We start from the raw sequence: 24617 nt of genomic DNA on the forward strand, positions 1-24617 counted from the left end.
CGCGCCTCCGGGGCGCCGACCGGCCAAGTCACGGACCCCCGGGCGCACGCCGGTTCAGAACCGCGCTCACCGGTTCAGGACGTGCTCACCGGCTCACGAACGTGCTCTCACCGGCTCGCGATCGTGCTCTCACCGGCTCAGGGTCGTGCTCTCGCCGGCTCAGGAAGTGCGCGTCGGTTCCAGGGAGGTGGCCGTCGACTCCGGGGAGGTGTCCGTCGACTCGGGCGGCGTGCCCGTCGGCTCCCGCCAGCTCCGCAGCACCGACTTGAACTGCTGGGAGGCGGTCTCCCAGTCCTCGGCCGGGGACGACATGTAGATCACGTACTCGGTGCCGTCCCGGGCGATGTACGTCTCCTCGATCGCGCGGCGCGGGCCGGGGAACTCCGTGTCCTTGGCGAGCGCGGTCCAGGTGTACTCCCACTCGGCGCCCTCGCGGTCGCGGTACACGTTCCGCTCCAGGGTGACCCGCTTGTAGTCGACCAGCCGCTGCAACTGCACTTCCAGGTCGATCTGGTGGGCGTAGGGGTCGTCGAAGTCCGGGGAGGCGTCGACGGCGATGCGCAGGAAGTGCTCGCCGCCGTCGGGCGTGTAGTCGATCTGCTTCAGGTCGCCGTCGTCCTGGAACACCTGCCGCTCCCAGCCCTCGGGCAGGGAGAGCCCGAAGCCCAGCGGGTCGGTGACCTCTTCCCAGGAGTCGGGCACGGCGCCCTGCTGGGCGGGCTTGCCGGTGGGCGTCGGGCCGGGATCGTCGGTCGGCGAGGCGCCCGACGCGGCGGAGCCGGAGTCCGACCGCCGGTCGTCGTGCCAGTTCTGCAACGTCAGCGCCGTACCGCCGCCGACCAGCGCGGCGACGACGACCACGAGCGCGAGTGTGCGCAGCCGGCGGCGGCGGGCGGAGCGGGTGGGCGCGGCGGGGCCCTGGGCGGGCTGGGAGGAATGGGCCGGTGCCGGGGGCTGTCCCTGACCCGAGCCGGCCGGCGGCCCGACGGCGGTCGGGACGGTCAGCGGCGACAGGTGATGCCCCTGCGGGTACCCGAAGGGGGCCTCGGCGGAGCCCGGGACGGGCGTCGCCGCCTCCGACGCGCCGACGCCGTACGAGGTCGCCGCCGTACCGGACCCGGGGTAGCCGCCGGCACCCGAACCTGCCGCGGGATAGCCACCCGTGCCCGCACCGGCCGAGGGGCGCCCGCCGGTACCCGCACCGGCTGCGGAGTGCCCGCCAGTGCCCGCACCGGCCGCGAGGTGCCCGCCGGTACCCGAACCGGACCCGGCATAGCCGCCCGTGCCCGCACCGGCCGAGGGGTGCCCGCCGGTACCCGAACCGGACCCGGGATAGCCCCCCGTACCCGCACCGGCCGAGGGGTGCCCGCCGGTACCCGAACCGGCCGCCGGGCGGCCCCCCGCCCCGCCGCCGGGCCCCGTGAACTGCGTCGGTACGTACGCCTGGGCGTCGTTCGGCCGGCGTCCCTCCGCCGCTTCGGCGAGCAGGTGCTCGGCCTCGGTCATGTCGGGCCGGTCGGCCGGGTCCTTGCGCAGCAGCGCGGCGATGACGGGGCCGAGCGGGCCGGCGTGGTGCGGCTCCGCGGCCTCCTCCTCGACCACCGCCTGAAGGGTGGTCAGCGGCGTGGTGCGGCGGAACGGCGAGCGCCCCTCCACCGCCGTGTACAGCGTCGCGGCGAGCGCCCACAGGTCGGAGGACGGGCCGGGGTCCTGGCCGCGGACCCGCTCGGGGGCGAGGTAGTCGACGGATCCGACGACCTCCCCGGTGCGGGTGATGGTGGCGTCGCCCTCGATCTGGGCGATGCCGAAGTCGGTGAGCAGGACCCGCCCGTCGTGGGAGAGCAGCACGTTGCCCGGCTTGACGTCACGGTGCAGGACGCCGGCGGAGTGCGCGGCGCGCAGGGCGCGCAGCACCCACAGGCCGATCCGGGCGGCCTCGGTGGGCTCGACGCGCCCGTCCTCCTTGACCGCGTCGGCCAGCGAGCGGCCCTCGACCAGCTCCATCACGATCCACGGCCGGCCGTCGTGTTCGAGCACGTCGTGCACGGTGACCACGGCGGAGTGGTTGATCCGCGCGGCCGCGCGGGCCTCGGCCCGGGTGCGCGCCAGCAGGACGGTCTGGTCGCTCTCCGAGACGTAGAGCGCGGCGGTCAGTTCCTTGATGGCGACGGCCCTGTGCAGCAGCTCGTCGTGCGCACGCCACACACGGCCCATGCCGCCGCTGCCTATCGCGTCGGCGAGCCGGTAGCGGCCCGCGACGAGCGAGCCCTGCATCTGATTCACGTTGCCCCGCAATGCTCTTGACAGGGCCAGCGTAAAGACCGTCCCCCTTTCGGGGAACAAGCGGGGTGGCAAGGAAACCGCACTGTGACGGTTGTCGCTTCTGGGGCGGAAGGGGAACCGGAGGCGCCGCGCACGAGTCGCGACCCGCTCAGCGGGTGTACCGGTAACTCGCCGAAGCCTGCTCGAACAGCCGCGTCACCTCGTCCCGCTCCGCCTCCGGACCGCGCAGCTGTACGACGTGGTAGCGCCCGTCGAGGAGCATCGCGAGATTGCGCACGAACAGCTCGCGCCCGTCGGCGGCGGTCCAGGTGAACTGCCCCTCGGCCATGACCCGTCCGCCCACCTGGATGGTGCGCAGCCCGGACGCGGTGGCCCAGCTGGAGTCGCGGTACGGCTGGAGCTCGCTCTCCCGCTCCCGCTGGTAGGCCATCGGATCGCTGCCGTACCGAGCGGCGGTGTCCCGGCCGGGGACGACGATCAGCTCGAAGCCGCTGCGCGAGTAGACCACCTGGCCGCGCCCGTTCTTGGGCGTGCGCTCCCAGCCGTCGGCGACGGCGATCTGGAAGCCCTCCGCGTCCTTGCGCACGGTGAACCCGTCGGCGGCCTCCGCCGTGCCGGAACCGCCGGAACCGGACTGCGTCTCGGTCCCGGACCCGTCGGAACCGGACCCGCTCGTCGCGGAGCCGCCGGAGGCCGACGCGGAGGCGCTGCTGTCGGGCGACGGCGTGTTCCGGCCGTCGGACCCCGGCGCGCCGCTCGCGTCGGGCGCCTGTCCGGTCTGCCCCGCGGCCCCGGTCCGCTCGGCCCCCGGCGCTCCCGAGTTCTCCTCACCGGCCTTGGGCATGAACAGCACGGCGTACGCGATCACCGCGGCCATCGCCAGCAGTATCAGCAGCAGCAGCGTGCGGCCCAGGCTGCGGGGCGAACGGTTCGTCTCCTTGCGGGCCCGCTTGTGCCGTCCGCTGGTCGCGGGCAGCCCGGCGCGCCGCCTGCGCACCAGTTCGCCCCTGCGGCGGACGATCGGCAGCCGGCGCGGGTCGGTGGGCGGCGCGGCGACGACGTACGTACCCGCCTCGGGCTCGGGCGCCGAGCGCACCAGCGAGCGCAGCCAGCCGCGCAGTTCCTCGAAGTCGAGGCGCTCGGTGGGGTCCTGACGCAGCAGCGACTCCACGACCGGCCTGAGCGGGCCGCACTCCTCGGCGAAGGCGGGCGGCTCGGCGCACACCATCTGCACCAGCTCCGCCGTCGACTCCTCCGGGTAGGGCGCGTGGCCCTGGACGGACCGGAAGAGCAGCGCGCCGAGCGCCCACAGGTCGGTGGCGGGCCCGATGGGCGCGGCCAGCTGCCAGTTCTCGTGGACGGGGCCTGCCTGTTCCGGCGCCCAGCGTTCGGTGACGGGACCGACGACGGCCATCCGTGCCTGCCGGGCCCGCTCGGCGGCCAGCGCGGTGGCCGGCCCCCGCCGCACCCCGGCTCCGGCCGCGAGTTCGTCCCAACGGGCGCCCGTGCGCGGCTCGGCCCCGGCCGCGACGCCCTGCGGCGGCACGGGCACCGGTCCGACCGCCCCCATGCCCGGCACGGGCGCGCCGCGCACCCCGTCGGGGTCGGCGATCTGCCCCGGCGCGGTACCGCCGCCCGCGCTCCCGTGCGCGTGCTCGCGCCCGGACCCGATGGCGTACGGCGATCCCGACGCGCCCACGACTCCGGTGCTGCCCTCGGACGACGTACGGGCGCCCGGCAGCGCCGCCCGCCCGCTCTGCTGGGCCTCCTGGACCCGGGCCGCCGCCCGCGCGCCCGCCCGGTACGCGGCGATCGCCCCGGCCCGCGCGGCACGGATGTCCCCGCCGGTCTCCACGGCTCCGGAAGCCGATCCGCCGGACGCCCCTTCCGGGTCGGCGGGCTCCGCGCCGGCCGCCGGGAGGCCTCCGGCCGCCCGCGCCTCGATCGCCGCCCGCCGCGCCGCCTCGGGGTCGGCCCCACCGGCCCCACCGCCGCCACCGGCCCCGCCGCCGAACTCACCGGGCCCACGCCCGCCCGCGTCCGCGAACCCCGCTCCCGCGGCACCGCCGCGTCCCGCACCGGCCCCCGGCCCGACGGGCCTCGCATGACCGACTCCGCCGGCACCCGAACCGGCCGCCCCGCCGTACCCGGGGCCACCGCCCGCCGCCCCGCCGAAGCCCGCGCCACCGCCCGTCGACCCGCCGAAACCCGTGCCGCCACCCGCCGCCCCGCCGAAACCGCCGCCGCCGGCCGGCCCGCCGAAGCCGACGTCACTACCGCCGCTGCCGGCAGGACCCGTCGGTCCGCCGAAGCCGGCCCCACCGGCGCCCGGGCCGCCGATCGCCGCGCCCGACAGACTCCCGAACCCCGTACCGCCGGCCCCCGAACCGGCATCCTCGTTCTCCTCCGCCGGCACCGGGTCGTACCCGCAGAGCGCCTCCTCCGCCGCGCCCACCGCGAGGCCCGTCAGCATGACCCGGCCGTCGTCGCAGACCAGGACGGTGCGTGCGGTGATGTTGCGGTGCACCCAGCCGTGCGCGTGCAGCACCCGCAGCGCCATCAGCACGTCGGAGGCGACCTCCGCCGCCCGGTACGGCGTCAGCGGCTTCTCGGCGAGCAGTGCCGCCAGCGGGCGCGCCGCCACCAGTTCGCTCACTATCCACAGCGAGCCGCCCTCGGCGAACACGTCGAAGACCTGGTCGAGCCGGGGATGGTCGGGGATGCTCGCCGCGGCCTGCGCCGCCTCGACCGCGCGCCGTACGACCGGATCGGCCGGCCGGCGCGTACTGGCCCCCGCGCGCCCCGTCGGCCGTCGCGCGCCCGGCGTCCGCGCCGTGAACCCGTCGGGCAGCCCCTCCGCGTCGAGCACCTCCGCCTCGACGACCTCGGGCAACGGCACCTGACGGACCAGGACTTCCTGTCCGCTGTAGGTGTCGAACGCCCGGGACTCGGTGAGTTCGTACTCGTCGGAGGGCGGCAGCGGCAGGCGGTAGCGGTCGGCGAGCACTCGCCCCGCGTAGTCGTCCACGATGCCTCCCCCGGCCGCCCGGTCGATCAATTCCGTTCGTCCTGCGGCCCGTTCCGGCCGTAACCGGCTGTTCGGCCGGATGCGTACGGTCCGCGAGCACTCACGATACGTGCCGGAGGCAACTCGCAGAGAGGGATGCCCAGATCTCACGCACCGCACACGGCGGACCCGCGTCCTACTTCTTCGGCTGGAACGTCTCCGTCAGCGTCTTCCAGGTGCTCTGGCGCAGTTCGCCGTCCCAGGTGGCGGACTTCGCCGAGTACATCAGCGCGTACCCCTGGCTGTCGTTGACAACGAAACCGCGGTCTATCGAGCGGTAGCCGGTGCCGCCCTCCGTGTAGGTGAACTCCCAGTCGGCCGTGTTCCAGCCGCGGTAGTCCACCTTCTCTATGCGGATCTTCTGGTACTGGGAGCGCACCATGGTGCGCTCCTGGGCCTTCCAGTCCGCGACGGGGTCGTCCTTGGGCGTGGTCGTCCAGGCGACGAGCAGCCGCTGTCCGTCGGGCCCGGTGAACCGGTCGCCCGCGGCGCTCGCGCGCTGGTACTTCCACCCGGCGGGCAGTCCTATCGAGTAACCCTGCGTGCCCGTGTGCGTCGACACCGCCTGGGCGGCCCCGCCCGCGGAAGCGCCGGTTCCGGCGTCACCGGCCGTGCCGGCGCTGCCGCTCGGGGTGGCGGAGGACGAGCCCTGGGAGGCGGACTGGCCCGCCGTCCCGTCGGTGCGGGTCCCGCCGGCCTCGTCGTCCTTGGTGTCGGGGCTCGTGTCCGTGCCCGTGCTCTTGCTCGCGCCCGGGTCGGCGCCGGCGCTCGCACTGGCGCCGGTCGTGCCGCCGCCGGACTTCGCGCCGTTCGTCTTGCTGTCGTCCCCGCCGAAGGTGATGGCCAGCACGGTGCCGAGCACCGCGAGCACGACGACCACGGCGATGATGACCAGCGTCCGCTTCGGGACGACGTCGGTGATCGGCGCCCTGGGGACGGGCCTCGGCGGCAGGTCCGGCGGCGTCATCACGGGCCACCCGGAACTGCGGCCGCCCGTACCGCCGTTCACCGAACCACTGGTGCCGGTGCCGGTGCCGGTACCGCTACCAGTGCCGGTGCCGGTGCCGGCACCGGACCCGGATCGGGGCGCCGGAGCCGACAAGGACGCGGACGCCCCCGCGGCGGCGCCGGACTTCGCACCGGCCTTGGCGCCCGGCGCGGCAGCCGACGACGGAGAAGAGGCAGCCGGGGCGGAACCGGCGGCCCCCGAACGGGCCCCCGAACCGGAAGCGGAACCGGAACCGGCCCCTCGCCCGCCCTCGGCGGACTCCCCCGCCCTGACGGCTCCCGGCCCCGAAGAACCCGAGGAGTCGGCCCAACCCGGTGAACCCGCCCTGTCCGTCGACCCGTTGGCCGACTTGGCGCGCGCCGCGGCCGCGGCCGCCGAGGTGGCCGCCCCCGCCGCGACGGCGGCCTTGCGCACGGAACGGAACGCCCCGCGCAGCTTCTCGGCCGCCTCGGCACCCCCCGAACCGCCCGAGCCCGAGCCGCCCGAGCCCGATGAGCTTCCCCTGCCGTCCGGGCCGTCCGGCTGGATGGGCAGCGGCACGAGCTTCGTCGCGTCGGCCGGCTCCGCCTCCTTCGGCTCGGGCGCGTGGATCACCGCGTTCAGCTTCGCCCGCGCCCCGGCGTCGTCGAGCCGCCGCTCGGGGTCCTTGTTGAGCAGCCCGTAGATGACGTCCTTCAGCGGGCCGGCGTTCTTCGGCTCCTCCAGCTGCTCGGTCATCACCGCGGTGAGCGTCGCGATCGCGGAGCCCTTGTCGTACGGGGGCGAGCCCTCGACCGACGCGTACAGCAGACCGCCGAGCGACCACAGGTCGGCGGCCGGTCCGGGCTTGTGGCCGCGGGCGCGCTCGGGCGAGATGTAGGAGGGCGCGCCGACGAGCATGCCGGTGGAGGTGATGGAGGGGTCGCCCTCGACCTGCGCGATGCCGAAGTCGGTGAGCACGACCCGGCCGTCCTCGGCGATCAGCACGTTCGACGGCTTCACGTCACGGTGCAGGATGCCCTCGCGGTGCGCCGAGCGCAGCACGTCGAGGATCGCGAGTCCGACCTCGGCCGCGCGCCGAGGCTCCAGCACGCCGTCCTCACGGATGACCTCGGCGAGCGACTTGCCCTCGACGAGCTCCATCACGATCCACGGCCGGTCGTCCTCGTCGACCACGTCGAAGACGGTCACCGCGCTGTTGTTGCGGATCCGCGCGATGGCCTTGGCCTCGCGCAGCGTCCGCGTGATCAGTCGGCGCTTCTCGTCCTCGTCGATGTTCCCGGGGAACCGCAGCTCCTTGACGGCGACCGTCCGGCCGAGCGTCTCGTCCTCCGCGCGCCACACCGTCCCCATGCCGCCGCGGCCGAGTACGTCTCCCAGCCGGTACCGCCCGGCGAGGAGACGTGCACTCTTGTCCTGACGGGATGTCCCCGCCCGCTCCGCCTCCGACATGCGTCCCCTCATGCAACCCGCCCTGACAGAGCCTCCATTGTCCCCTACCCGACAAGTGCCCGACGCCCAGGGTGCCCCTGACGGCACATGAGCACCGACGCATTCCGGCCAGATGGGACGGCTCGGATCCCGGCCCGCGCGAACCGCCCCTGCACAGAGCCGAGTTCCGCTTCCCTCGTCACAGGGGCACGATGTCCGGCGCTCCGAGCCGCGCCGCGTCCGCGGTGAGGTCGTCGGGCTGGCGCTGCGATTCCCGCTCGGCCTCCACCCGCTTCTGGTAGTGCTCGACCTCACGTTCTATCTGGTCCTTGTCCCAGCCGAGGACGGGCGCCATCAGCTCGGCCGCCTCCCGGGCGCTGCGCGCGCCCCGGTCGAAGGTCTCGATGGAGATGCGGGTGCGGCGGGTCAGCACGTCGTCGAGGTGGCGCGCCCCCTCGTGGGAGGCGGCGTAGACGATCTCGGCGCGCAGGTAGTCGTCGGCCGACTGGAGCGGTTCGCCGAGCGAGGGGTCGGCCTCGACGAGTTCGAGGAGTTCCTCGGCCATGGAGCCGTACCGGTTGAGGAGGTGCTCGACCCGCACCACGTGCAGCCCGGTCCGGGCGGCCGTGCGCGCCCGCGCGTTCCACAGCGCCCGGTAGCCCTCCGCGCCCAGCAGCGGGACCTCTTCGGTGACGCACTCGGCGACCCGCAGATCGAGTCCGTGCACGGCGGCGTCGACGGCGTCCTTGGCCATGACCCGGTACGTCGTGTACTTGCCGCCGGCCACGACGACCAGGCCGGGCACGGGGTGGGCGACGGTGTGCTCGCGCGACAGCTTGCTGGTGGCGTCGGACTCGCCCGCGAGGAGGGGTCGCAGACCGGCGTAGACGCCCTCGACGTCATCGCGCGTGAGGGGCACCGCGAGGACCGAGTTCACGTGATCCAGCAGGTAGTCGATGTCCGCGCTGGAGGCGGCCGGGTGGGCCTTGTCGAGCTCCCAGCCGGTGTCGGTGGTGCCGACGATCCAGTGCCGGCCCCAGGGGATGACGAACAGCACCGACTTCTCGGTGCGCAGGATCAGCCCGGTGGTGGAGTGGATGCGGTCCCTGGGCACGACGAGGTGGATGCCCTTGGAGGCGCGGACGTGGAACTGTCCCCGCTCCCCGACCATCGCCTGTGTGTCGTCGGTCCACACGCCGGTGGCGTTCACGACCTGCCGGGCGCGCACCTCGTACTCGCCGCCGCCCTCGACGTCCTGCACGCGCGCGCCGACGACCCGTTCGCCCTCGCGCAGGAAGGCCGTCACGCGCGCGCGGTTGGCCGTCTTCGCGCCGTACCCCGCCGCGGTGCGCACGAGCGTGGCGACGAAGCGGGCGTCGTCCATCTGGGCGTCGTAGTACTGGAGCGCGCCGACCAGGGCGTCCTTCTTGAGGGCGGGCGCGACACGCAGGGCGTGACGGCGGCTCAGGTGACGGTGCATCGGCAGGCCCCGGCCGTGCCCGCGGGCCATGGACATCACGTCGTAGAGCGCGACGCCCGAGCCGGCGTAGAGCCGCTCCCAGCCCTTGTGCTGGAGCGGGTAGAGGAACGCGACGGGCTTGACCAGGTGGGGGGCGAGCCGCTCCAGCAGCAGGCCCCGCTCCTTCAGCGCCTCCCGGACGAGGGCGAAGTCGAGCATCTCCAGATAGCGCAGACCGCCGTGGATCAGCTTGCTGGACCTGCTCGACGTGCCCGAGGCCCAGTCCCGCGCCTCGACCAGGCCGGTCGACAGGCCGCGCGTGACGGCGTCGAGCGCGGTGCCCGCGCCGACCACGCCGCCTCCCACGACCAGCACGTCCAGCTCGCGCTCGGCCATGGCCGCCAGTGACTCCGCTCGCTGCGCCGGTCCCAGTGTCGCTGTCCTCACCGCTGCCTCCCGCTGTCGGTCCGTGGGCCGCGCCGCTCAGGGCGAGGCCCGGTCCCTTTCCCCCATGCCCAAATTCTGACGGTGTTGCCCGACTTCAGCCACCACGCACCCTCAGCCTGTGGATAACTCTCACGGGATCGCCGCAGGGGAGGCGCGGGACAGTCGCGGGAGAGTCGCGGGAGAGGTGCGGGCCCGACCCGGGAGCGGCCGCGGACGCGCCCGGGACCAGCGGAAAACACCGCCGAACACAGCCGATCAATCCCGCAAATCGGTCATATTTACTCCTAGTCTGACATTGCGCTCGCCCGTCCTGTCCACAGGGCTTGCGCACCTGTCCCGCTTCGGTTACTGGGAAGGACGGCCCACGCCATGCCCGCAGATCTCGCCGTGATCGGACTCGGCCCGCTCGGCCTGCCCCTGGCCCAGGCCGCCGTGGCCGTCGGCATCCCGACGCTCGGCTACCGCACCGGCCCCGAGGCGGGCTCCCTCAGCCCCGCCGAACTGCGCCGGATGCTCTCGGGAGGCTTCCGGCCCGCCACCGACCCGGCCGAGCTGGGCCGGGTGCGCACCGCGGTCATCTGCGCCCCCACCCCGCGCGACGCGGACGGTGGACTCGACCTGAGCCAGGTGGAGGCCGCCGCGCGCACCCTGGCCGGGCATCTGCGCCCGCACACCACCGTGATCCTCGAATCGCCCGTGTACCCGGGGACGACGGAGGAGTTCCTGCGCCCGCTCCTGGAGGAGATGTCCGGCCTCCGCGCGGGCCGCGACTTCCACCTCGCGTACTCCCCGAGCCGCGTCGACCCCGGCCGCCGCGACTTCACCCCGGTCAACACCCCGAAGGTCATCGGCGGCCTCACCCCGGCCTGCACCGAGTCGGCCGCCGCGTTCTACGGCCGGCTCACCGACAAGGTCGTCCGCGCGCGCGGCCTGCGCGAGGCGGAGACCGTGCATCTGCTGGAGACCAACTTCCGGCACGTCAACATGGCCCTCGTCAACGAGATGGCCGTCCTCTGCCACGACCTGGGCGTCGACCTGTGGGACGTCGTGCGCTGCGCCGAGACCAAGCCCTTCGGCTTCCAGGCCTTCCGCCCCGGCCCCGGCGTGGGCGGCCACTCCGTCCCGCTGAACCGCACCGGCCACCTCGGCAGCCCCCTGCGCATGGTGGAGCTGGCCGAGCAGGTCAACAGCCGCATGCCCCGTTACGTCGTCCAGCGCGCCGCCGCCCTCCTCAACGAGCACGGCAAGTCCGCCCGCGGCGCCCGCGTCCTGCTCCTCGGCGTCACCTACAAGCCCGACCTCGCCGACCAGCGGAACACCCCCGCGCGCGAGATCGCGATCCGCCTGACGGAGCTCGGCGCGGCGGTCAGCTACCACGACCCCCACGTCCCGTCCTGGAGCGTCCTGGACCGCCCGGTCCCCCGCGCCGAATCCCTCTACGACGCCGCCGCCGACGCCGACCTCACGATCCTGCTCCAGCAGCACCGCACCTACGACCTCCAGGGCCTCTCGGTGAAGGCCCAACTCCTCCTGGACACCCGGGGAGCCACGCCCACGGGAGCCGCGCACCGACTCTGACGGAACCGCCCACCGGACCCCCGCGAAATCACCGGTGAAGAGAGCGCCGGGCGCCTGCTACTGTGCGGCGACTTCCCGCACGCGCGTGCGTGCGGACACCGCTCCGCTCTTGTTCACCGGTCCCATGGGGGGAACCTGTCATGTCCGACTCAACGCCACCGCCTCAGCCCGTCGAGGGCAACCCGTACGCCCAGCAGCCCGCCGGCGGCAACCCGTACGCCCAGCAGCCCGGCCCCGTCCCGCCCGGCCCCGTCCCGCCCGGCGCGGTCCCGCCCGGCCCCGTCCCCGCGGCCTTCGCTCCCCCGGCCCCGCCGGCCCCCGCGCGCGGCAACGTCGCCCTCGGCCTGCTCACGGCCCTCGTCGTGGCCCTGGTCACCGCCGGCATCTACGGCGCCATCGTGGGCGCCACCGAGTACGAGATCGGCTACGCGGCCGTCGGCGTCGGCTTCCTCGTCGGTTTCGCGGCCGGCAAGGTCGGCGGCGCCAACCCGGCGCTGCCCGTGGTGAGCGCCGTGCTGTCGCTGGGCGCGGTCTACCTGGGCCAGATCATCGGCATCGGCGTGCTCCTGGCCGACCTCGGCGGCGTCTCCGTGACCGAGGTGTTCACCGAGCACCTCGACGTCGTGACCAAGGGCTGGAGCGAGGAGGCCGACGCGATGACCTACCTCTTCCTCGGCATCGGCGCGTTCGCCGCGTTCTCCGGCGCGAAGAAGGCAGCGGCGTAGAACGCCCCGAAAAAGGGCGAGGGCCCGTCCGCTTCCAGCGGACGGGCCCTCGCCCTTCAGGGGCGCGGGGAACTGCGCGACCAGCCACAACAAACCCGCAGACGACACACCGGACCTGGAGCGACACACCGCCCACCGGCGGAGCCCTCAGCGGCGGTGGACCGAGTCCGCCACCGTCACCTCGACGCGCTGGAACTCCTTCAGCTCGCTGTAGCCGGTGGTGGCCATGGCGCGGCGCAGGGCGCCGAAGAAGTTCATCGAGCCGTCCGGCGTGTGCGACGGGCCGGTGAGGACCTCCTCGAGGGTGCCGACCGTGCCGAGGTCGACCTTCTTGCCGCGCGGCAGCTCCTCGTTGACGGCCTCCATGCCCCAGTGGTGGCCCTGGCCCGGCGCGTCGCTCGCGCGCGCGAGCGGCGAGCCCATCATCACCGAGTCGGCGCCGCAGGCGATCGCCTTGGGCAGGTCGCCGGACCAGCCGACGCCGCCGTCCGCGATCACGTGCACGTACCGGCCGCCGGACTCGTCCATGTAGTCGCGGCGGGCCGCGGCGACGTCGGCGACCGCCGTCGCCATCGGGACCTGGATGCCGAGCACGTTGCGGGTGGTGTGCGCCGCGCCGCCGCCGAAGCCGACGAGGACGCCGGCCGCGCCGGTGCGCATGAGGTGCAGGGCCGCGGTGTAGGTGGCGCAGCCGCCGACGATCACCGGGACGTCGAGCTCGTAGATGAACTGCTTCAGGTTCAGCGGTTCGTGCGAGCCGGAGACGTGCTCCGCCGAGACCGTCGTACCGCGGATGACGAAGATGTCCACGCCCGCGTCCACGACGGCCTTGGAGAACTGGGCGGTGCGCTGCGGGGAGAGCGCGGCGGCGGTGACCACGCCCGAGTCGCGCACCTCCTTGATGCGCTGCCCGATCAGCTCCTCCTTGATGGGGGCCGCGTAGATCTCCTGGAGGCGGCGCGTCGCCGACTCGACGGGCAGGCCGACGATCTCGTCCAGCAGCGGCTGCGGGTCCTCGTGCCGCGTCCACAGGCCTTCGAGGTTGAGCACGCCGAGCCCGCCGAGCTCGCCGATGCGGATCGCGGTGGCCGGGGAGACGACCGAGTCCATGGGAGCGGCCAGGAACGGCAGCTCGAAGCGGTAGGCGTCGATCTGCCAGGCGATCGAGACCTCCTTCGGGTCCCGCGTACGGCGGCTGGGGACGACGGCGATGTCGTCGAAGGCGTACGCCCGGCGGCCGCGCTTGCCGCGCCCGATCTCGATCTCAGTCACGTCTGTGGCCTTTCCCTGATGCGTTTCAGCGTCTTCCAGTATCGCCGACGGGCACGACGAGGGCGGCCCCGGACCGTTCCGGGACCGCCCTGCTCGGCTCTGCTCTCGGGCCGGCGCGCCGGACAGGCCCTACTTGCTGCTGTAGTTCGGCGCCTCGACCGTCATCTGGATGTCGTGCGGGTGGCTCTCCTTCAGGCCCGCCGAGGTGATCCGGACGAACCGGCCCTTGGACTCCATCTCCCCGATGGTGGCGGCGCCCACGTACCCCATGGTCTGGCGCAGACCGCCGACGAGCTGGTGCAGCACGTTGCCGAGGGGGCCGCGGTAGGGCACCTGGCCCTCGATGCCCTCGGGCACGAGCTTGTCGTCGGTCGCCACCTCCGCCTGGAAGTAGCGGTCCTTGGAGTACGACCGGCCCTGGCCCCGGGACTGCATCGCGCCGAGCGAGCCCATGCCGCGGTACGACTTGAACTGCTTGCCGTTGATGAACTGGAGCTCGCCCGGGGACTCCTCGCAGCCGGCGAGGAGGCTGCCCAGCATCACCGTGTCGGCGCCGGCGGCGAGCGCCTTGCCGATGTCGCCGGAGTACTGGAGGCCGCCGTCGCCGATCAGCGGGATGCCGGCCGGGCGGGCCGCGAGGGAGGCCTCGTAGATGGCGGTGACCTGCGGGACGCCGATGCCGGCGACGACACGGGTGGTGCAGATCGAGCCGGGGCCGACGCCGACCTTGATGCCGTCCACACCGGCGTCGATCAGGGCCTGGGCGCCGTCACGCGTGGCGACGTTGCCGCCGATCACGTCGACGCCGACGCTCGACTTGATCTTGGACATCCAGCTGAGGGCGTTGCTGTTGTGGCCGTGCGAGGTGTCGACGACCAGGAAGTCCACCCCGGCCTCGGCCAGCGCCTGGGCGCGCTCCAGCGCCTCGGGGCTGGCGCCGACGGCCGCGCCGACGAGCAGCCGACCCTCGGCGTCCTTCGCCGCGTTGGGGTACTTCTCGGCCTTGACGAAGTCCTTGACCGTGATCAGGCCCTTGAGGACGCCCGCGTCGTCGACCAGCGGAAGCTTCTCGATCTTGTGGCGGCGCAGCAGCTCCATGGCGTCGGTGCCGGAGATGCCGACCTTGCCGGTGACCAGCGGCATCGGCGTCATGACCTCGCGCACCTGGCGCGTGCGGTCCGACTCGAAGGCCATGTCGCGGTTGGTGACGATGCCGAGCAGCTTGCCGGCCGGGTCGGTGACCGGGACGCCGCTGATGCGGAACTTGGCGCACAGGGCGTCGGCCTCGGCGAGCGTCGCCTCGGGGTGCACCGTGATCGGGTCGGTGACCATGCCCGACTCGGAGCGCTTGACCAGGTCGACCTGGTTGACCTGGTCCTCGACGGAGAGGTTGCGGTGCAGCACGCCGACGCCGCCCTGACGGGCCATGGCGATCGCCATACGGGACTCGGTCACCTTGTCCATCGCCGCCGAGAGCAGCGGGATGTTCACCCGGACGTTGCGCGAGATGCGGGACGAGGTGTCGACCGCGTTGGGGAGCACCTCGGATGCGCCCGGCAGCAGCAGCACGTCGTCGTAGGTCAGCCCGAGCGTCGCGAATTTGTCGGGCACTCCGTCGACGTTGGCAGTCATGACACCTTCCCCAAATGGCCTTGATCGGTGCGGATGTCCATGCTAACGGGAAGCGCGCTTCCCTGATTCCACGGTCCGGAGCGACTCCGGGCTTCGTATGTTCGTACGGAACCGGCTCGCGGCCCGTTCACCCGGGCCGCCGCCGAAGGGACTACTGCTCGGCGAGGGCGCGCAGTCTGCTCAGCGCGCGGTGCTGAGCCACGCGGACCGCGCCGGGTGACATTCCCAACATCTGACCGGTCTCCTCCGCCGTGAGGCCCACCGCGATGCGCAGCAGCAGCAGCTCCCGCTGGTTCTCGGGCAGGTTGGCCATCAGTTTCTTCGCCCATTCGGCGTCGCTGCTCAGCAGGGCCCGCTCCTCGGGGCCCAGCGAGTCGTCGGGGCGTTCCGGCATCTCGTCGGAGGGGACCGCCGTGGAGCCGGGGTGGCGCATCGCCGCGCGCTGGAGGTCGGCGACCTTGTGGGCGGCGATGGCGAAGACGAAGGCTTCAAAGGGGCGGCCGGTGTCCTTGTAGCGCGGCAGGGCCAGCAGGACGGCCACGCAGACCTCCTGCGCGAGGTCCTCCACGAAGTGGCGGGCGTCGCCGGGGAGCCGGGACAGACGGGTGCGGCAGTAGCGCAGCGCGAGGGGGTGGACGTGGGCGAGCAGGTCGTGGGTGGCCTGTTCGTCGCCGTCGACTGCGCGGTGCACGAGGCCGCCGATCGCCCCCTGGGCACGGACACCCTCGTCTTCGCGCATCGGTCCATGGTGCCCTGCGGCCGGACCGGCCGCGGCACCGTGCCCGTCGTTGTGCACCGAAGCGTTATGAGCAGGTGCGCCGGAACTCATCCCCTGCGCCCTCCCCTTCCGCTCGACCGACTCGTCCCCGAGGAACTCCACACCTCAAGGATGCGGCATCCGCCGCGAAACGAGCAGCGGCCGCCGGACGAGGCCCGGTGCCGCCCGCCTGAGCAGGGACGTTCCCGCATACCCCCGCTCCCCTCCGCCGAAGTCGGCTCGCTCAGAAAGGTACGTACCCATGCCGTGCCCATGTCAGTGAAGTCCGACCCGGGCTTTCCCGGGGGAAGACCCCGCGGTCGGCGTCGCGGGTTGCCCACGCCGGCCATCCCGCGCTCGACCTGTCCCCGTCCTCGTCCCCGCCCCGATCGTTCTTCGAGAGACGTCCCGCACGCACGCGGGTGCCCCGCGTCCACGCAGCCGGGATCCCGAGGTGGGGAAGCCGACGCACGTGAGGTGGAGCAGTCACGTGCGGTGGAGCAGTCACGTGCGATGGAGCAGTCCGGGCGCGCGATCCTCCGCGCGCCCGCCCGGCCCTCCGCGCGCCCGCCGGACCCACCGCGCCCGCCGGGCCCTCCGCGTGCCCGCCGGATCCGCCGCCCCGTGCTCGCGCACAGCGACGCGGACCCGCGCCCGTGAGAGGAGCGCGTCCGCCGGCAGACCGCGTTCACGAGAAGCCCGCGCCCACGAGAGAACCGCGTCCACGAGAGAACCGCGTCCACAACGGAGTACGCGCACGCGTGGCATTCCACTCACGTGATGAACATCGCTCACGTTTCACGTGCCGACGCGTACGACATGAGCACCGCAGGCCGCCCGGGGAGCGGCCTGGATCACCGCACGCCCGAAGGACGTGCGAGCCGCTCACCCCTCGGCACGGTCGCCCGCAGGCGTCAGCGGACCAGTCCCCAGCGGAAGCCGAGCGCCACGGCGTGCGCGCGGTCCGAGGCGCCGAGCTTCTTGAAGAGCCGGCGGGCGTGGGTCTTGACGGTGTCCTCGGAGAGGAACAGCTCACGGCCGATCTCCGCGTTGGAGCGGCCGTGGCTCATGCCCTCCAGCACCTGGATCTCACGGGCGGTGAGCGTGGGTGCCGCGCCCATCTCGGCCGAGCGCAGCCGGCGCGGGGCGAGCCGCCAGGTCGGGTCGGCGAGGGCCTGGGTGACGGTCGCGCGCAGTTCGGCGCGCGAGGCGTCCTTGTGCAGATAACCCCGGGCGCCGGCGGCGACCGCGAGGGCGACTCCGTCGAGGTCCTCCGCGACGGTCAGCATGATGATGCGCGCGCCGGGGTCGGCGGACAGCAGCCGCCGGACGGTCTCGACACCGCCCAGTCCGGGCATGCGCACGTCCATCAGGATGAGGTCCGAGCGGTCGGCGCCCCAGCGGCGGAGGACTTCCTCGCCGTTGGCCGCCGTCGTCACGCGCTCGACGCCGGGCACGGTCGCGACCGCGCGGCGGAGCGCCTCTCGGGCAAGCGGGGAGTCGTCGCAGACGAGGACGGAAGTCATGGCCGCCCTCCGCAGCTGATGCGCGTCACCTTGTGCCTCCAGGCTGGTACGAATCGTCACCTGTGCGGTCGACCGTCTCGGACGCCTGCCCGAGCGTTTGTGTTTTCAACCGCCACCGCACTCTCAACGATGGTCACTCGAAAGAGTTACGGGGCTGCGTGCAGTCTTCGGCACTCTACGTGAGGGGACGGACACGGCGGGGGCAGCCGCGCGGTCCCTCAAGCTTTCACCACAAGCGATGCCCCGATCAGCCCTATTTCTTCCCATTTACTGGTGTCTGAGGCTAGATTCGCAATGAGTCATATTTTCATCTCCTTAGATCGTAGTTGTACGGTCGTTGGCACCGTATCCGCTCGAAACGGCTACAAGGGGTCACGCAATGGCAGATTTCTCCCGCCTTCCCGGACCGAACGCGGACCTGTGGGACTGGCAGCTCCTGGCCGCCTGCCGCGGGGTGGACAGTTCGCTCTTCTTCCATCCGGAGGGTGAGCGCGGGGCGGCGCGGAGCGCTCGCGAGAACTCGGCCAAGGAGGTCTGCATGAGGTGCCCGGTCCGCGCGCAGTGCGCGGCGCACGCGTTGGCGGTGAGAGAGCCGTACGGCGTGTGGGGCGGGTTGACCGAGGACGAGCGCGAGGAGCTCATGGGCCGGGCGCGCCATCGCCTGGTGTCGGCGTCGACCGGTGGGGAGACCCCGCCGGACGACTGAGCCACCGAGGGACCCGACAACTGAAGGAACGTTTCTGCACAGGGAAGGGGCACCCTCGCGCGTGCCCTTGTGTCATTTGCGCGCGAATCTCAGCGCGCCGCCGCCCGGCCCAGTTGCTCCAGCGTCGCCGCCACCGCCGGCACCTGCTCCAGGTCGGGGAGCGTGAGAGCGACGATCTCCCGCCGGACCGCCGGCTCCAGCGTCACCGCCCGCGCCCCACGGGGCCGGACGGACTCGATCGCGAGCTGCGGCAGGACCGCGACGCCGAGGCCCGCGCCCACCAGTCCGGCGACCGCCGGATAGTCGTCGGTCGCGAAGTCGATCCGGGGCGTGAAGCCCGCCTCCGCGCACACCTCCACCAGCTGGCCGCGACAGCGCGGGCAGCCCGCGATCCAGGGTTCCCGGGCGAGTTCGCCTATGGCGAGGAACTCCGCGCGCGCGAGGGGGTGCCGTTCCGGGACGAGGGCGACGAGCCGGTCCGTCAGCAGGGGCCGGACGACCAGGTCGGCCCACTCCTCTACGCCCGGCGCGCTCTCGTAGCGGAAGGCGAGCGCGATGTCGCAGTCGCCCGCGCGCAGCTTGTCCACCGACTCGGGCGGCTCGGCCTCCTCCAGGGAGACCCGGGTGCCGGGGTGGGCGGCGCGCAGGGCGGCCAGGGCGGTGGGGACGAGGGTGGAACTGCCGCTGGGGAAGGAGACGAGCCGGACCCGGCCGGCGCGCAGTCCGGCGATCGCGGCGACCTCCTCCTCGGCGGCGGTGAGCCCCGCGAGGATTCCGGCCGCGTGCCGCACGAGGGCCTCGCCCGCCTGCGTCAGCCGCATCTCGCGGCCGTTGCGCACGAGCAGGGGCGTGCCGACGGACGCCTCCAGCGCCTTCATCTGCTGGCTGACCGCCGGCTGGGTGCAGCCCAGCTCGCGCCCGGCCGCCGAGAAGGAGCCGGTGGCGGCGACGGCGCGCAGCACGCGGAGATGACGGGCCTCGATCACCCTTCGAGGATAGCCGTCGCATAAGCGAGCCTTGGGTACGGCTGCGAATAATGCGTCGACGCTTTGACCGTCCGCCTCTAGCCTGCGCTCATGAGGCTTCTGTCAGTCAACGTGGGCCGCCCGAAGAGCGTGCCGTACTCGAACCACCCTGACAGCGTCACCGGGATCGACAAGCGGCCGGTCGACGGGCCGGTGCGGGTGACCGCGCCCGGCCCGAAGGGCGCCGCCGGCAGCGGCCTGGCCGGGGACGCGGTGTGCGACCTGCGCCACCACGGCGGCAACGACCAGGCGGTGTACGCCGTCGCCCGCGAGGACCTCGACGACTGGGAGCGCGAGCTGGGGCGCGCGCTGTCGAACGGCGCGTTCGGCGAGAACCTCACCACCACCGGCCTGGACGTCTCGGGGGCGCGGATCGGCGAGCGCTGGCGGATCGGCCCCGAGGTGGTGCTGGAGGTGACGTCGGGCCGGATCCCCTGTCTCACCTTCCAGGGCCATGTGGGGGAGAAGGGGTGGGTCAAGCGGTTCACGCGCAAGGCCGCGACGGGCGCGTATCTGCGGGTGATCGTGCCGGGCGAGATCCGCGCCGGGGATCCGGTGGAGCGAGTCCACGTGCCGGAGCACGAGGTGACGGCGCGGATGGAGTTCCAGGCGGTCACCACGCACCGGGAGCTGCTGCCGCGGCTGCTGGCGGCGGGCGAGGCGCTGCACCCCGAGGCGCTGGCGGCGGCCCGGAAGTGCGTGGCGGAGCAGAGCAACTGAACCGACGTCACGGCAAGGGCGCACACGGGTCCTTCATATGCGCGGACCGCGTGCAGGGACCGGACGCGCGCACTCCGGGTCATTAACCTTGCGCCATGACAACGGCTCTAATTACGGGTTCGACCGCGGGCATCGGCGCCGCGTTCGCGCGGCGGCTGGCGGCGGACGGGCATGACCTGGTCCTCGTCGCCCGGGACACCAAGCGTCTGCGCGAGCAGGCCACCGAGTTGCACGACCGGCACGGCATCGAGGCGGAGGTGCTGACGGCCGACCTCGCCGAGGAGGCGGGCATCGAGGCGGTGGCCGCCCGCCTCGGCGACCGCAAGAACCCGGTGGACCTGCTGGTCAACAACGCGGGCTTCGGCAACAAGGGCCGCTACCTCGACGTGTCGATGGCCGACGAGCTGAGGATGCTCAAGGTGCACTGCGAGGCGGTGCTGCGGCTGACCTCGGCGGCGACGGCGGCGATGCGGGAGCGGGGGCGGGGCGGTGTCGTGAACGTGGCCTCGGTGGCGGCCTTCGTGCCGCGCGGGACGTACGGGGCGTCCAAGGCGTGGGTCGTGCAGTTCACTCAGGGGGCGGCGAAGGACCTGGCGGGCAGCGGGGTGCGGCTGATGGCGCTGTGCCCGGGGTTCGTGCGCACGGAGTTCCACGAGCGGGCCGGGATGGGCACGGACAACATCCCGGGCTGGATGTGGCTCGACGCGGACAAGCTGGTCGCGTCGGCGCTGAACGACCTGGCGCGCGGCAAGTCGGTGTCGATCCCGGACGCCCGCTACAAGGCGCTGATGGGCCTGGTGAAGGTGACGCCGAGGGGCCTGCTGGGCGGGATCAGCTCGAAGACGGGCCGGAAGTACGGGCCCCGGTAGGCGCCCGCCGCCGTGGCTCCGGTGGGAAAATGGGCGTGACGGAACCGGACCCAGGGGGGCCGGAGGCGACGCCATGACGTTCGTACAGCTCATCGATTGCAGGACCAGCCGGTTCGACGAGATGAACCGGCTGCTGGACACGTGGGTCGAACAGACCAAGGGGAAGCGGACCGCCACGCACGCGCTGCTCGGCAAGGACCGGTCGGACGCGTCGCACTTCATCGAGATCGTGGAGTTCCCGTCGTACGAGGAGGCGATGCGGAACTCGAACCTTCCGGAGACGGACCGGATCTTCCGGGACATGGTCGCCCTGTGCGACGAGATGCCGACCTTCACCGATCTGGACGTGATCCGGGACGAGCAGCTCAACCGGGTCATGGCCCGTGAGTTCTTCGAGGGGCTCGGGCGGGGTGACATCGACCGGCTGTTCGAGCGGATCTCGGACGACTACGTCGATCACGACCCCGCCAACGCGCGGGACACGGGGGTGCGGGCGGCGCGCGAGGAGGTCGCGGGCTGGCGGCGGTCCTTCGCCTTCTCGATGCGGGTCGACGACCAGCTCTCCGAGGAGGACCGCGTCTGCACCCGCTGGACCTTCGCGGGCCGCCACCACGGCGACTTCCTGGGCATCCCGGCCACCGGCCAGAACGTCACCATGACCGGCATGACCTGGCACCGCTTCCACGACGGCATGATCTGCGAGAGCTGGTGGCAGTACGACCGGGCGGGGCTGCTGGAGCAGTTGGGGGCGCTGGGCCGGTAGTCCGCGCATGAGAGAGGGGCGGCCGGTCTCCGGTCGCCCCTCCTTCGCGTCGCGTCAACCGCGCGCGGCCATCCGTACGAACGCCGTCCACTCGTCGGCACCGACCGTGAGGAACCCGTCCTCCGACCGCTTGGAGTCGCGGACCAGCACGGCCGTACCGGCGTCCGCGACCTCGACGCAGTCGCCGCCATTGCCCGCGCTGTAGCTGCTCTTGAACCACTGCGGTTCACCAGCGGCAGGCGCGGGGCTACCCGTCTTCATAGTTCTCCCAACAACTTCTCAATGAAGGTCAGCGACTCCCGGGGGGTCAGCGCCTGCGCCCGGAGAACGCCGTACGTCGCTTCCATCGGGCTGACCTTCTTTGGCTCCGCGTACAGGGCACTTGTGTCCTGTACTTCCATGTAAGCCATCCTGCGCTGATCCTTGAGCTGGATCAATGTAAAGGGCCCGGCAAGGCCGGCGTGCTCGTCTCGTTCCGTCGGCATGACCTGCATCTCGACGTTGCGCTGGTGCCCGTAGATCAGAAGCTGCTCCAGCTGCCCCTGCATGACCTCGCGACCGCCGAGCGGCCGCCGCAACACGTGCTCGTCGATGACGAAGCTCAGGAGGGGCGCCGGACGCCTAGAGAACAACTTCTGCCGTTCCATCCGCGCGGACACGCCCTGCTCGATCGCCTCCTCGTCCAGCAGCGGGCGCCACATACGGAAAACCGCCCGCGCGTACTCCTCGGTCTGCAACAGGCCCTTGACCACATGGTTGACGTAGGCGTGCAGCTCAACAGCTTCGGCCTCCAGCCCCGCGTACCGCCGGAAGAACGACGGATACCGAGCCTTCGCCACCTCCCCCTTCATCGCGCTCAGCACACCCCGCGCCCCCACCGCCCGGTCCACCGCATCGATCAGCTCGGGCTTCGGGATCCTCCGTCCCTGCTCCACCGCCGCGATCTGCGCCTCGCCGTACCCGACCAGGTCCCCCAGCTGCGCCTGCGTGAGTCCGGCGATCTCCCGCAGGAGCTTCATCTGGCGTCCGAAGCTGCGCAGGAACTCCACGTTGCAGTCCGGCTCCACGCCACCCATGCCCGAGTCCGCGCCCGTGTCCATCCCCGCTCCCACCACTCGTCGGTGACGGCAGGCTAGGGCGACTGTGCGTCAACCATGCCTCCAATCAGGCAGGTTGCTCCGTGTGAGTGAACGCAGCCCAAAACCCTCTTCGCCCAACGCGTCCCCCCGCACACTTTCCGTGCGGCACATTCACCGCGAACGGCACCCCATCAAACGGCCCCCGCAGCGGCTGCAACCGCTCGCGAGGGCCTGAACCACCAGTGGAACGGAACTCCACCGTGATTTATCGGCACCATATCGCGCCCCCGCGCGCTTACACCCAGCTCTCGCACGACATCATCCGGCACCCCCGGCTCTCCTCCGATGCCGTCCGTCTCCTCACCTGGCAGCTCTCCCTCCCGCAGGGAGCGCGCGAGTCCCTCTCCCGCACCGCCGAACGCGCCAACATCGGCGCCTGCGCCTTCACCCGCGCCAAACGCCAACTGAAGGACGAGGGGTTCGTGCACGAGCGGCGCGTTCAGGGTTCCGGCGGCCACTGGGCCACCCAACAGCTCGTCTCCAACGTGCCGTTGACCGCCGCCGAGGCCGCCAAGATCCTCGCGCGGATGCCCGTGGCGGCCGTACAGCACGAGCCCGCGTCACCGCAGCTCACGCCGAGTCCCCCCGTTCCGGCCGTCGGTGAGCCGACTCCCCCGCCCGCCGACGGTCATCCAAGAGAAAACACCCGGGTAAACACCTCCCACCGTCCCCCCGAACCCCCCGTCCGGCCGGGCTCAGAGCCACACCCAGCCCCGGAATCCCTCGCCGCCGCCACCGCTCTCGTCGCCGGCTTCCCCAACCTCTCCCCCGCCCTGCGCCACATCCCCCGCCCCATGCACGCCGAGTTGGCCCGCCTCACCGCCCACTGGCTGGAAGCCGGGCATCCGCCCACCGCCGTCCGCATCCACATCCTCCGGGGCCTCCCCGACGACGGCACCCCCGTCCACCGCCCCGGCGGCCTCCTGCGCCATCTCCTCCGCGAGGTCCCGCCCCTCCCCGCCACCACACCGCCGACGCCCGCGCCGGAGCCCCCGCCGACGCAACCCGCGGGTCCCCGCCTCTCCGCCCGCCTGACCAGCGCCATCGAGTGCCAGGGCGACCACATCCAGCCGACCCTCTTCCGCCCGACCGGCGACGAGACCCTTTGCCCGCGATGCGCCGCACGGAGCCTTCATGCACATCTGCCACATTCATGACATGAGTGATCCGGTGGTTGAATCCATGGCCGAGGTCCGTAGCCACCTCGCCGACGTGATCGACCGCGCGCGCCGGGACGAGACTCCGACGATCATCACGCGACGCGGCAGGCAGGAAGCTGTCGTGATCGACATTCAGGAGTACCAGCGCCTGGGCTGACGATGGGGTACGTCACTCGCTTCACGCCGCACGCCCAGCGGGACATGCTCAAGATCCCGCGCCCTGACGCCGTGCGCGTCCTGCACCGCTTTGATGTCGAAGGCGGCTGTTTCTCCTGCGTCCATCGCCTTCTGGAGTTCGGTGAGGCCGCTTCGGCAGAAGCCTCGCCGCCCGACAACCCCCACAGGACGGCACCGCACCCCGACAGACGCGGTCCGTACCGCCGTCACGCCTGGTGACGGCAGGCCCGAACGCGAGATCGTCGGGCCATGACGACCCCTCCCGGCAGCGCCCACACCCTCGTCGCCGCCGCTCCCGGCCACGACCGCGGGGCGGCGCTGACCCTCCGGTTCACCGCCACCCCGCGCGGTGCCCGCCTCGCCCGACGGCTCGCCGCGCAGCAGATGGACGCCTGGGGGTGGCCGTACGGCAGCCCGGTCAACGACACCGTGGAACTGGTCGTCGCCGAGCTGGCCGCCAATGCCGTCACCCATGGGCGGGTGCCCGGCCGGGACGCCGGTCTGTGTCTCACCCGGCTCGACGGCACCGGCCTTGTCCGGGTAGAGGTCAGTGACATGCGCGGCGAACGGCTGCCCGACCCCGTACGGGACGGCCGACCCGACGCGGACGGCGGACGCGGGCTGGCGCTCGTGGCGGCGCTGGCCGAGGACTGGGGCGTCGCTCCTCGGGCCGGCGCGCCCGGCAAGACCGTGTGGGCGGTCGTGGCCGTGCCCGTGGAGAGTCACCCCGCCGGGGCATGACGTACTCGGCGCCGATCACCGGACCGCCTCAACCCCGCAGGCGTCAGTCCGGGCAGCGCTCGATGGGGCCGTCCGGTTCCTCGTACGGCGCGACGCCTGACGCTCGGCACTTCGACGTGAAGGCCCAGCGCCCCATCCGGGACGCCGGGCCT

General features: G+C 72.8%; 19 protein-coding genes and 1 pseudogene. 9 read left to right on the forward strand and 11 right to left on the reverse strand.

Features of this window, described 5'->3' with window-relative positions; translation table 11 throughout:
• Window positions 1–159: 159 nt before the first annotated feature.
• The 4 genes from ACFYX4_RS08030 to ACFYX4_RS08045 form a co-directional block, all read right to left on the reverse strand.
• Complete coding sequence (locus ACFYX4_RS08030) at window positions 160–2274, reverse strand: protein kinase (RefSeq protein WP_389327775.1); 2115 nt, start codon at window positions 2272–2274, stop codon at window positions 160–162.
• Between the two features lie 157 nt (window positions 2275–2431).
• A complete protein-coding gene (locus ACFYX4_RS08035; RefSeq protein ID WP_389327778.1) occupies window positions 2432–5311 on the reverse strand; it encodes a protein kinase in 2880 nt (959 codons plus the stop codon).
• A 175-nt stretch (window positions 5312–5486) separates the two neighbouring features.
• A complete protein-coding gene (locus ACFYX4_RS08040) occupies window positions 5487–7790 on the reverse strand; it encodes a serine/threonine-protein kinase (protein ID WP_389328647.1) in 2304 nt (767 codons plus the stop codon).
• Window positions 7791–7968: 178 nt separating this feature from the next.
• The gene (locus ACFYX4_RS08045; RefSeq protein ID WP_389327781.1) at window positions 7969–9675 is read right to left on the reverse strand and encodes a glycerol-3-phosphate dehydrogenase/oxidase; all 1707 of its coding nucleotides are present in this window, start codon (window positions 9673–9675) and stop codon (window positions 7969–7971) included.
• Between the two features lie 369 nt (window positions 9676–10044).
• Here ACFYX4_RS08045 and ACFYX4_RS08050 point away from each other — a divergent pair, with 369 nt between their 5' ends.
• A complete protein-coding gene (locus tag ACFYX4_RS08050; RefSeq protein ID WP_389327784.1) occupies window positions 10045–11253 on the forward strand; it encodes a nucleotide sugar dehydrogenase in 1209 nt (402 codons plus the stop codon).
• Between the two features lie 140 nt (window positions 11254–11393).
• Window positions 11394–11978, forward strand: coding sequence for a hypothetical protein (locus tag ACFYX4_RS08055; protein ID WP_389327787.1), 585 nt, complete (start codon window positions 11394–11396; stop codon window positions 11976–11978).
• A 147-nt stretch (window positions 11979–12125) separates the two neighbouring features.
• On the opposite strand, the gene ACFYX4_RS08060 is transcribed toward ACFYX4_RS08055, so the two are convergent.
• The 4 genes from ACFYX4_RS08060 to ACFYX4_RS08075 form a co-directional block, all read right to left on the reverse strand.
• Window positions 12126–13250 (reverse strand): GuaB3 family IMP dehydrogenase-related protein, encoded by a 1125-nt coding sequence (locus tag ACFYX4_RS08060; protein ID WP_389327790.1) that lies wholly within the window; start codon window positions 13248–13250, stop codon window positions 12126–12128.
• Window positions 13251–13379: 129 nt separating this feature from the next.
• Window positions 13380–14882 (reverse strand): IMP dehydrogenase, encoded by a 1503-nt coding sequence (gene guaB, locus ACFYX4_RS08065; protein WP_389327793.1) that lies wholly within the window; start codon window positions 14880–14882, stop codon window positions 13380–13382.
• A gap of 151 nt (window positions 14883–15033) precedes the next feature.
• Window positions 15034–15621 carry a sigma-70 family RNA polymerase sigma factor gene (locus tag ACFYX4_RS08070; RefSeq protein WP_389327796.1) on the reverse strand — a complete coding sequence of 196 codons (588 nt, stop codon included), beginning with the start codon at window positions 15619–15621 and terminating at the stop codon, window positions 15034–15036.
• 932 nt (window positions 15622–16553) lie between these two features.
• On the reverse strand, window positions 16554–17165 hold the full coding sequence (locus tag ACFYX4_RS08075) for a response regulator transcription factor (RefSeq protein WP_003948568.1): 612 nt from the start codon (window positions 17163–17165) through the stop codon (window positions 16554–16556).
• A 379-nt stretch (window positions 17166–17544) separates the two neighbouring features.
• Between ACFYX4_RS08075 and ACFYX4_RS08080 the strand changes: the two genes are divergently transcribed.
• Window positions 17545–17871, forward strand: a complete 327-nt coding sequence (locus tag ACFYX4_RS08080) for a WhiB family transcriptional regulator (protein WP_130441147.1) — start codon at window positions 17545–17547, stop codon at window positions 17869–17871.
• Between the two features lie 89 nt (window positions 17872–17960).
• Here the strand turns inward: ACFYX4_RS08080 and ACFYX4_RS08085 are convergent, their stop codons facing one another.
• Window positions 17961–18857: a LysR family transcriptional regulator gene (locus ACFYX4_RS08085; RefSeq protein ID WP_389327799.1), complete on the reverse strand. Its 897-nt coding sequence runs from the start codon at window positions 18855–18857 to the stop codon at window positions 17961–17963.
• 90 nt (window positions 18858–18947) lie between these two features.
• Between ACFYX4_RS08085 and ACFYX4_RS08090 the strand changes: the two genes are divergently transcribed.
• The 3 genes from ACFYX4_RS08090 to ACFYX4_RS08100 all read left to right on the forward strand — a co-directional run bounded on the left by ACFYX4_RS08090 (window position 18948) and on the right by ACFYX4_RS08100 (window position 21248).
• Complete coding sequence (locus ACFYX4_RS08090; protein WP_389327802.1) at window positions 18948–19616, forward strand: MOSC domain-containing protein; 669 nt, start codon at window positions 18948–18950, stop codon at window positions 19614–19616.
• Between the two features lie 95 nt (window positions 19617–19711).
• On the forward strand, window positions 19712–20485 hold the full coding sequence (locus ACFYX4_RS08095) for an SDR family NAD(P)-dependent oxidoreductase (RefSeq protein WP_389327805.1): 774 nt from the start codon (window positions 19712–19714) through the stop codon (window positions 20483–20485).
• Between the two features lie 73 nt (window positions 20486–20558).
• Window positions 20559–21248 (forward strand): ester cyclase, encoded by a 690-nt coding sequence (locus ACFYX4_RS08100; RefSeq protein WP_389327808.1) that lies wholly within the window; start codon window positions 20559–20561, stop codon window positions 21246–21248.
• Window positions 21249–21302: 54 nt separating this feature from the next.
• On the opposite strand, the gene ACFYX4_RS08105 is transcribed toward ACFYX4_RS08100, so the two are convergent.
• Window positions 21303–21509 carry a DUF397 domain-containing protein gene (locus tag ACFYX4_RS08105; RefSeq protein WP_389327811.1) on the reverse strand — a complete coding sequence of 69 codons (207 nt, stop codon included), beginning with the start codon at window positions 21507–21509 and terminating at the stop codon, window positions 21303–21305.
• Window positions 21506–22348: a Scr1 family TA system antitoxin-like transcriptional regulator gene (locus tag ACFYX4_RS08110; protein WP_389327814.1), complete on the reverse strand. Its 843-nt coding sequence runs from the start codon at window positions 22346–22348 to the stop codon at window positions 21506–21508. Before ACFYX4_RS08110 ends, ACFYX4_RS08105 begins: the two co-directional genes overlap by 4 nt.
• 239 nt (window positions 22349–22587) lie before the next feature.
• Here ACFYX4_RS08110 and ACFYX4_RS08115 point away from each other — a divergent pair, with 239 nt between their 5' ends.
• The 3 genes and pseudogenes from ACFYX4_RS08115 to ACFYX4_RS08125 all read left to right on the forward strand — a co-directional run bounded on the left by ACFYX4_RS08115 (window position 22588) and on the right by ACFYX4_RS08125 (window position 24465).
• A complete protein-coding gene (locus ACFYX4_RS08115) occupies window positions 22588–23544 on the forward strand; it encodes a hypothetical protein (protein ID WP_389327817.1) in 957 nt (318 codons plus the stop codon).
• Between the two features lie 25 nt (window positions 23545–23569).
• A pseudogene (locus ACFYX4_RS08120) lies at window positions 23570–23698 on the forward strand (type II toxin-antitoxin system Phd/YefM family antitoxin); the annotation flags it as partial.
• Between the two features lie 275 nt (window positions 23699–23973).
• Complete coding sequence (locus tag ACFYX4_RS08125; protein ID WP_389327820.1) at window positions 23974–24465, forward strand: ATP-binding protein; 492 nt, start codon at window positions 23974–23976, stop codon at window positions 24463–24465.
• Window positions 24466–24617: the final 152 nt, after the last annotated feature.

The sequence above is a fragment of the Streptomyces sp. NPDC002328 genome, from assembly GCF_042890065.1.
Taxonomy (GTDB): Bacteria; Actinomycetota; Actinomycetes; order Streptomycetales; family Streptomycetaceae; genus Streptomyces.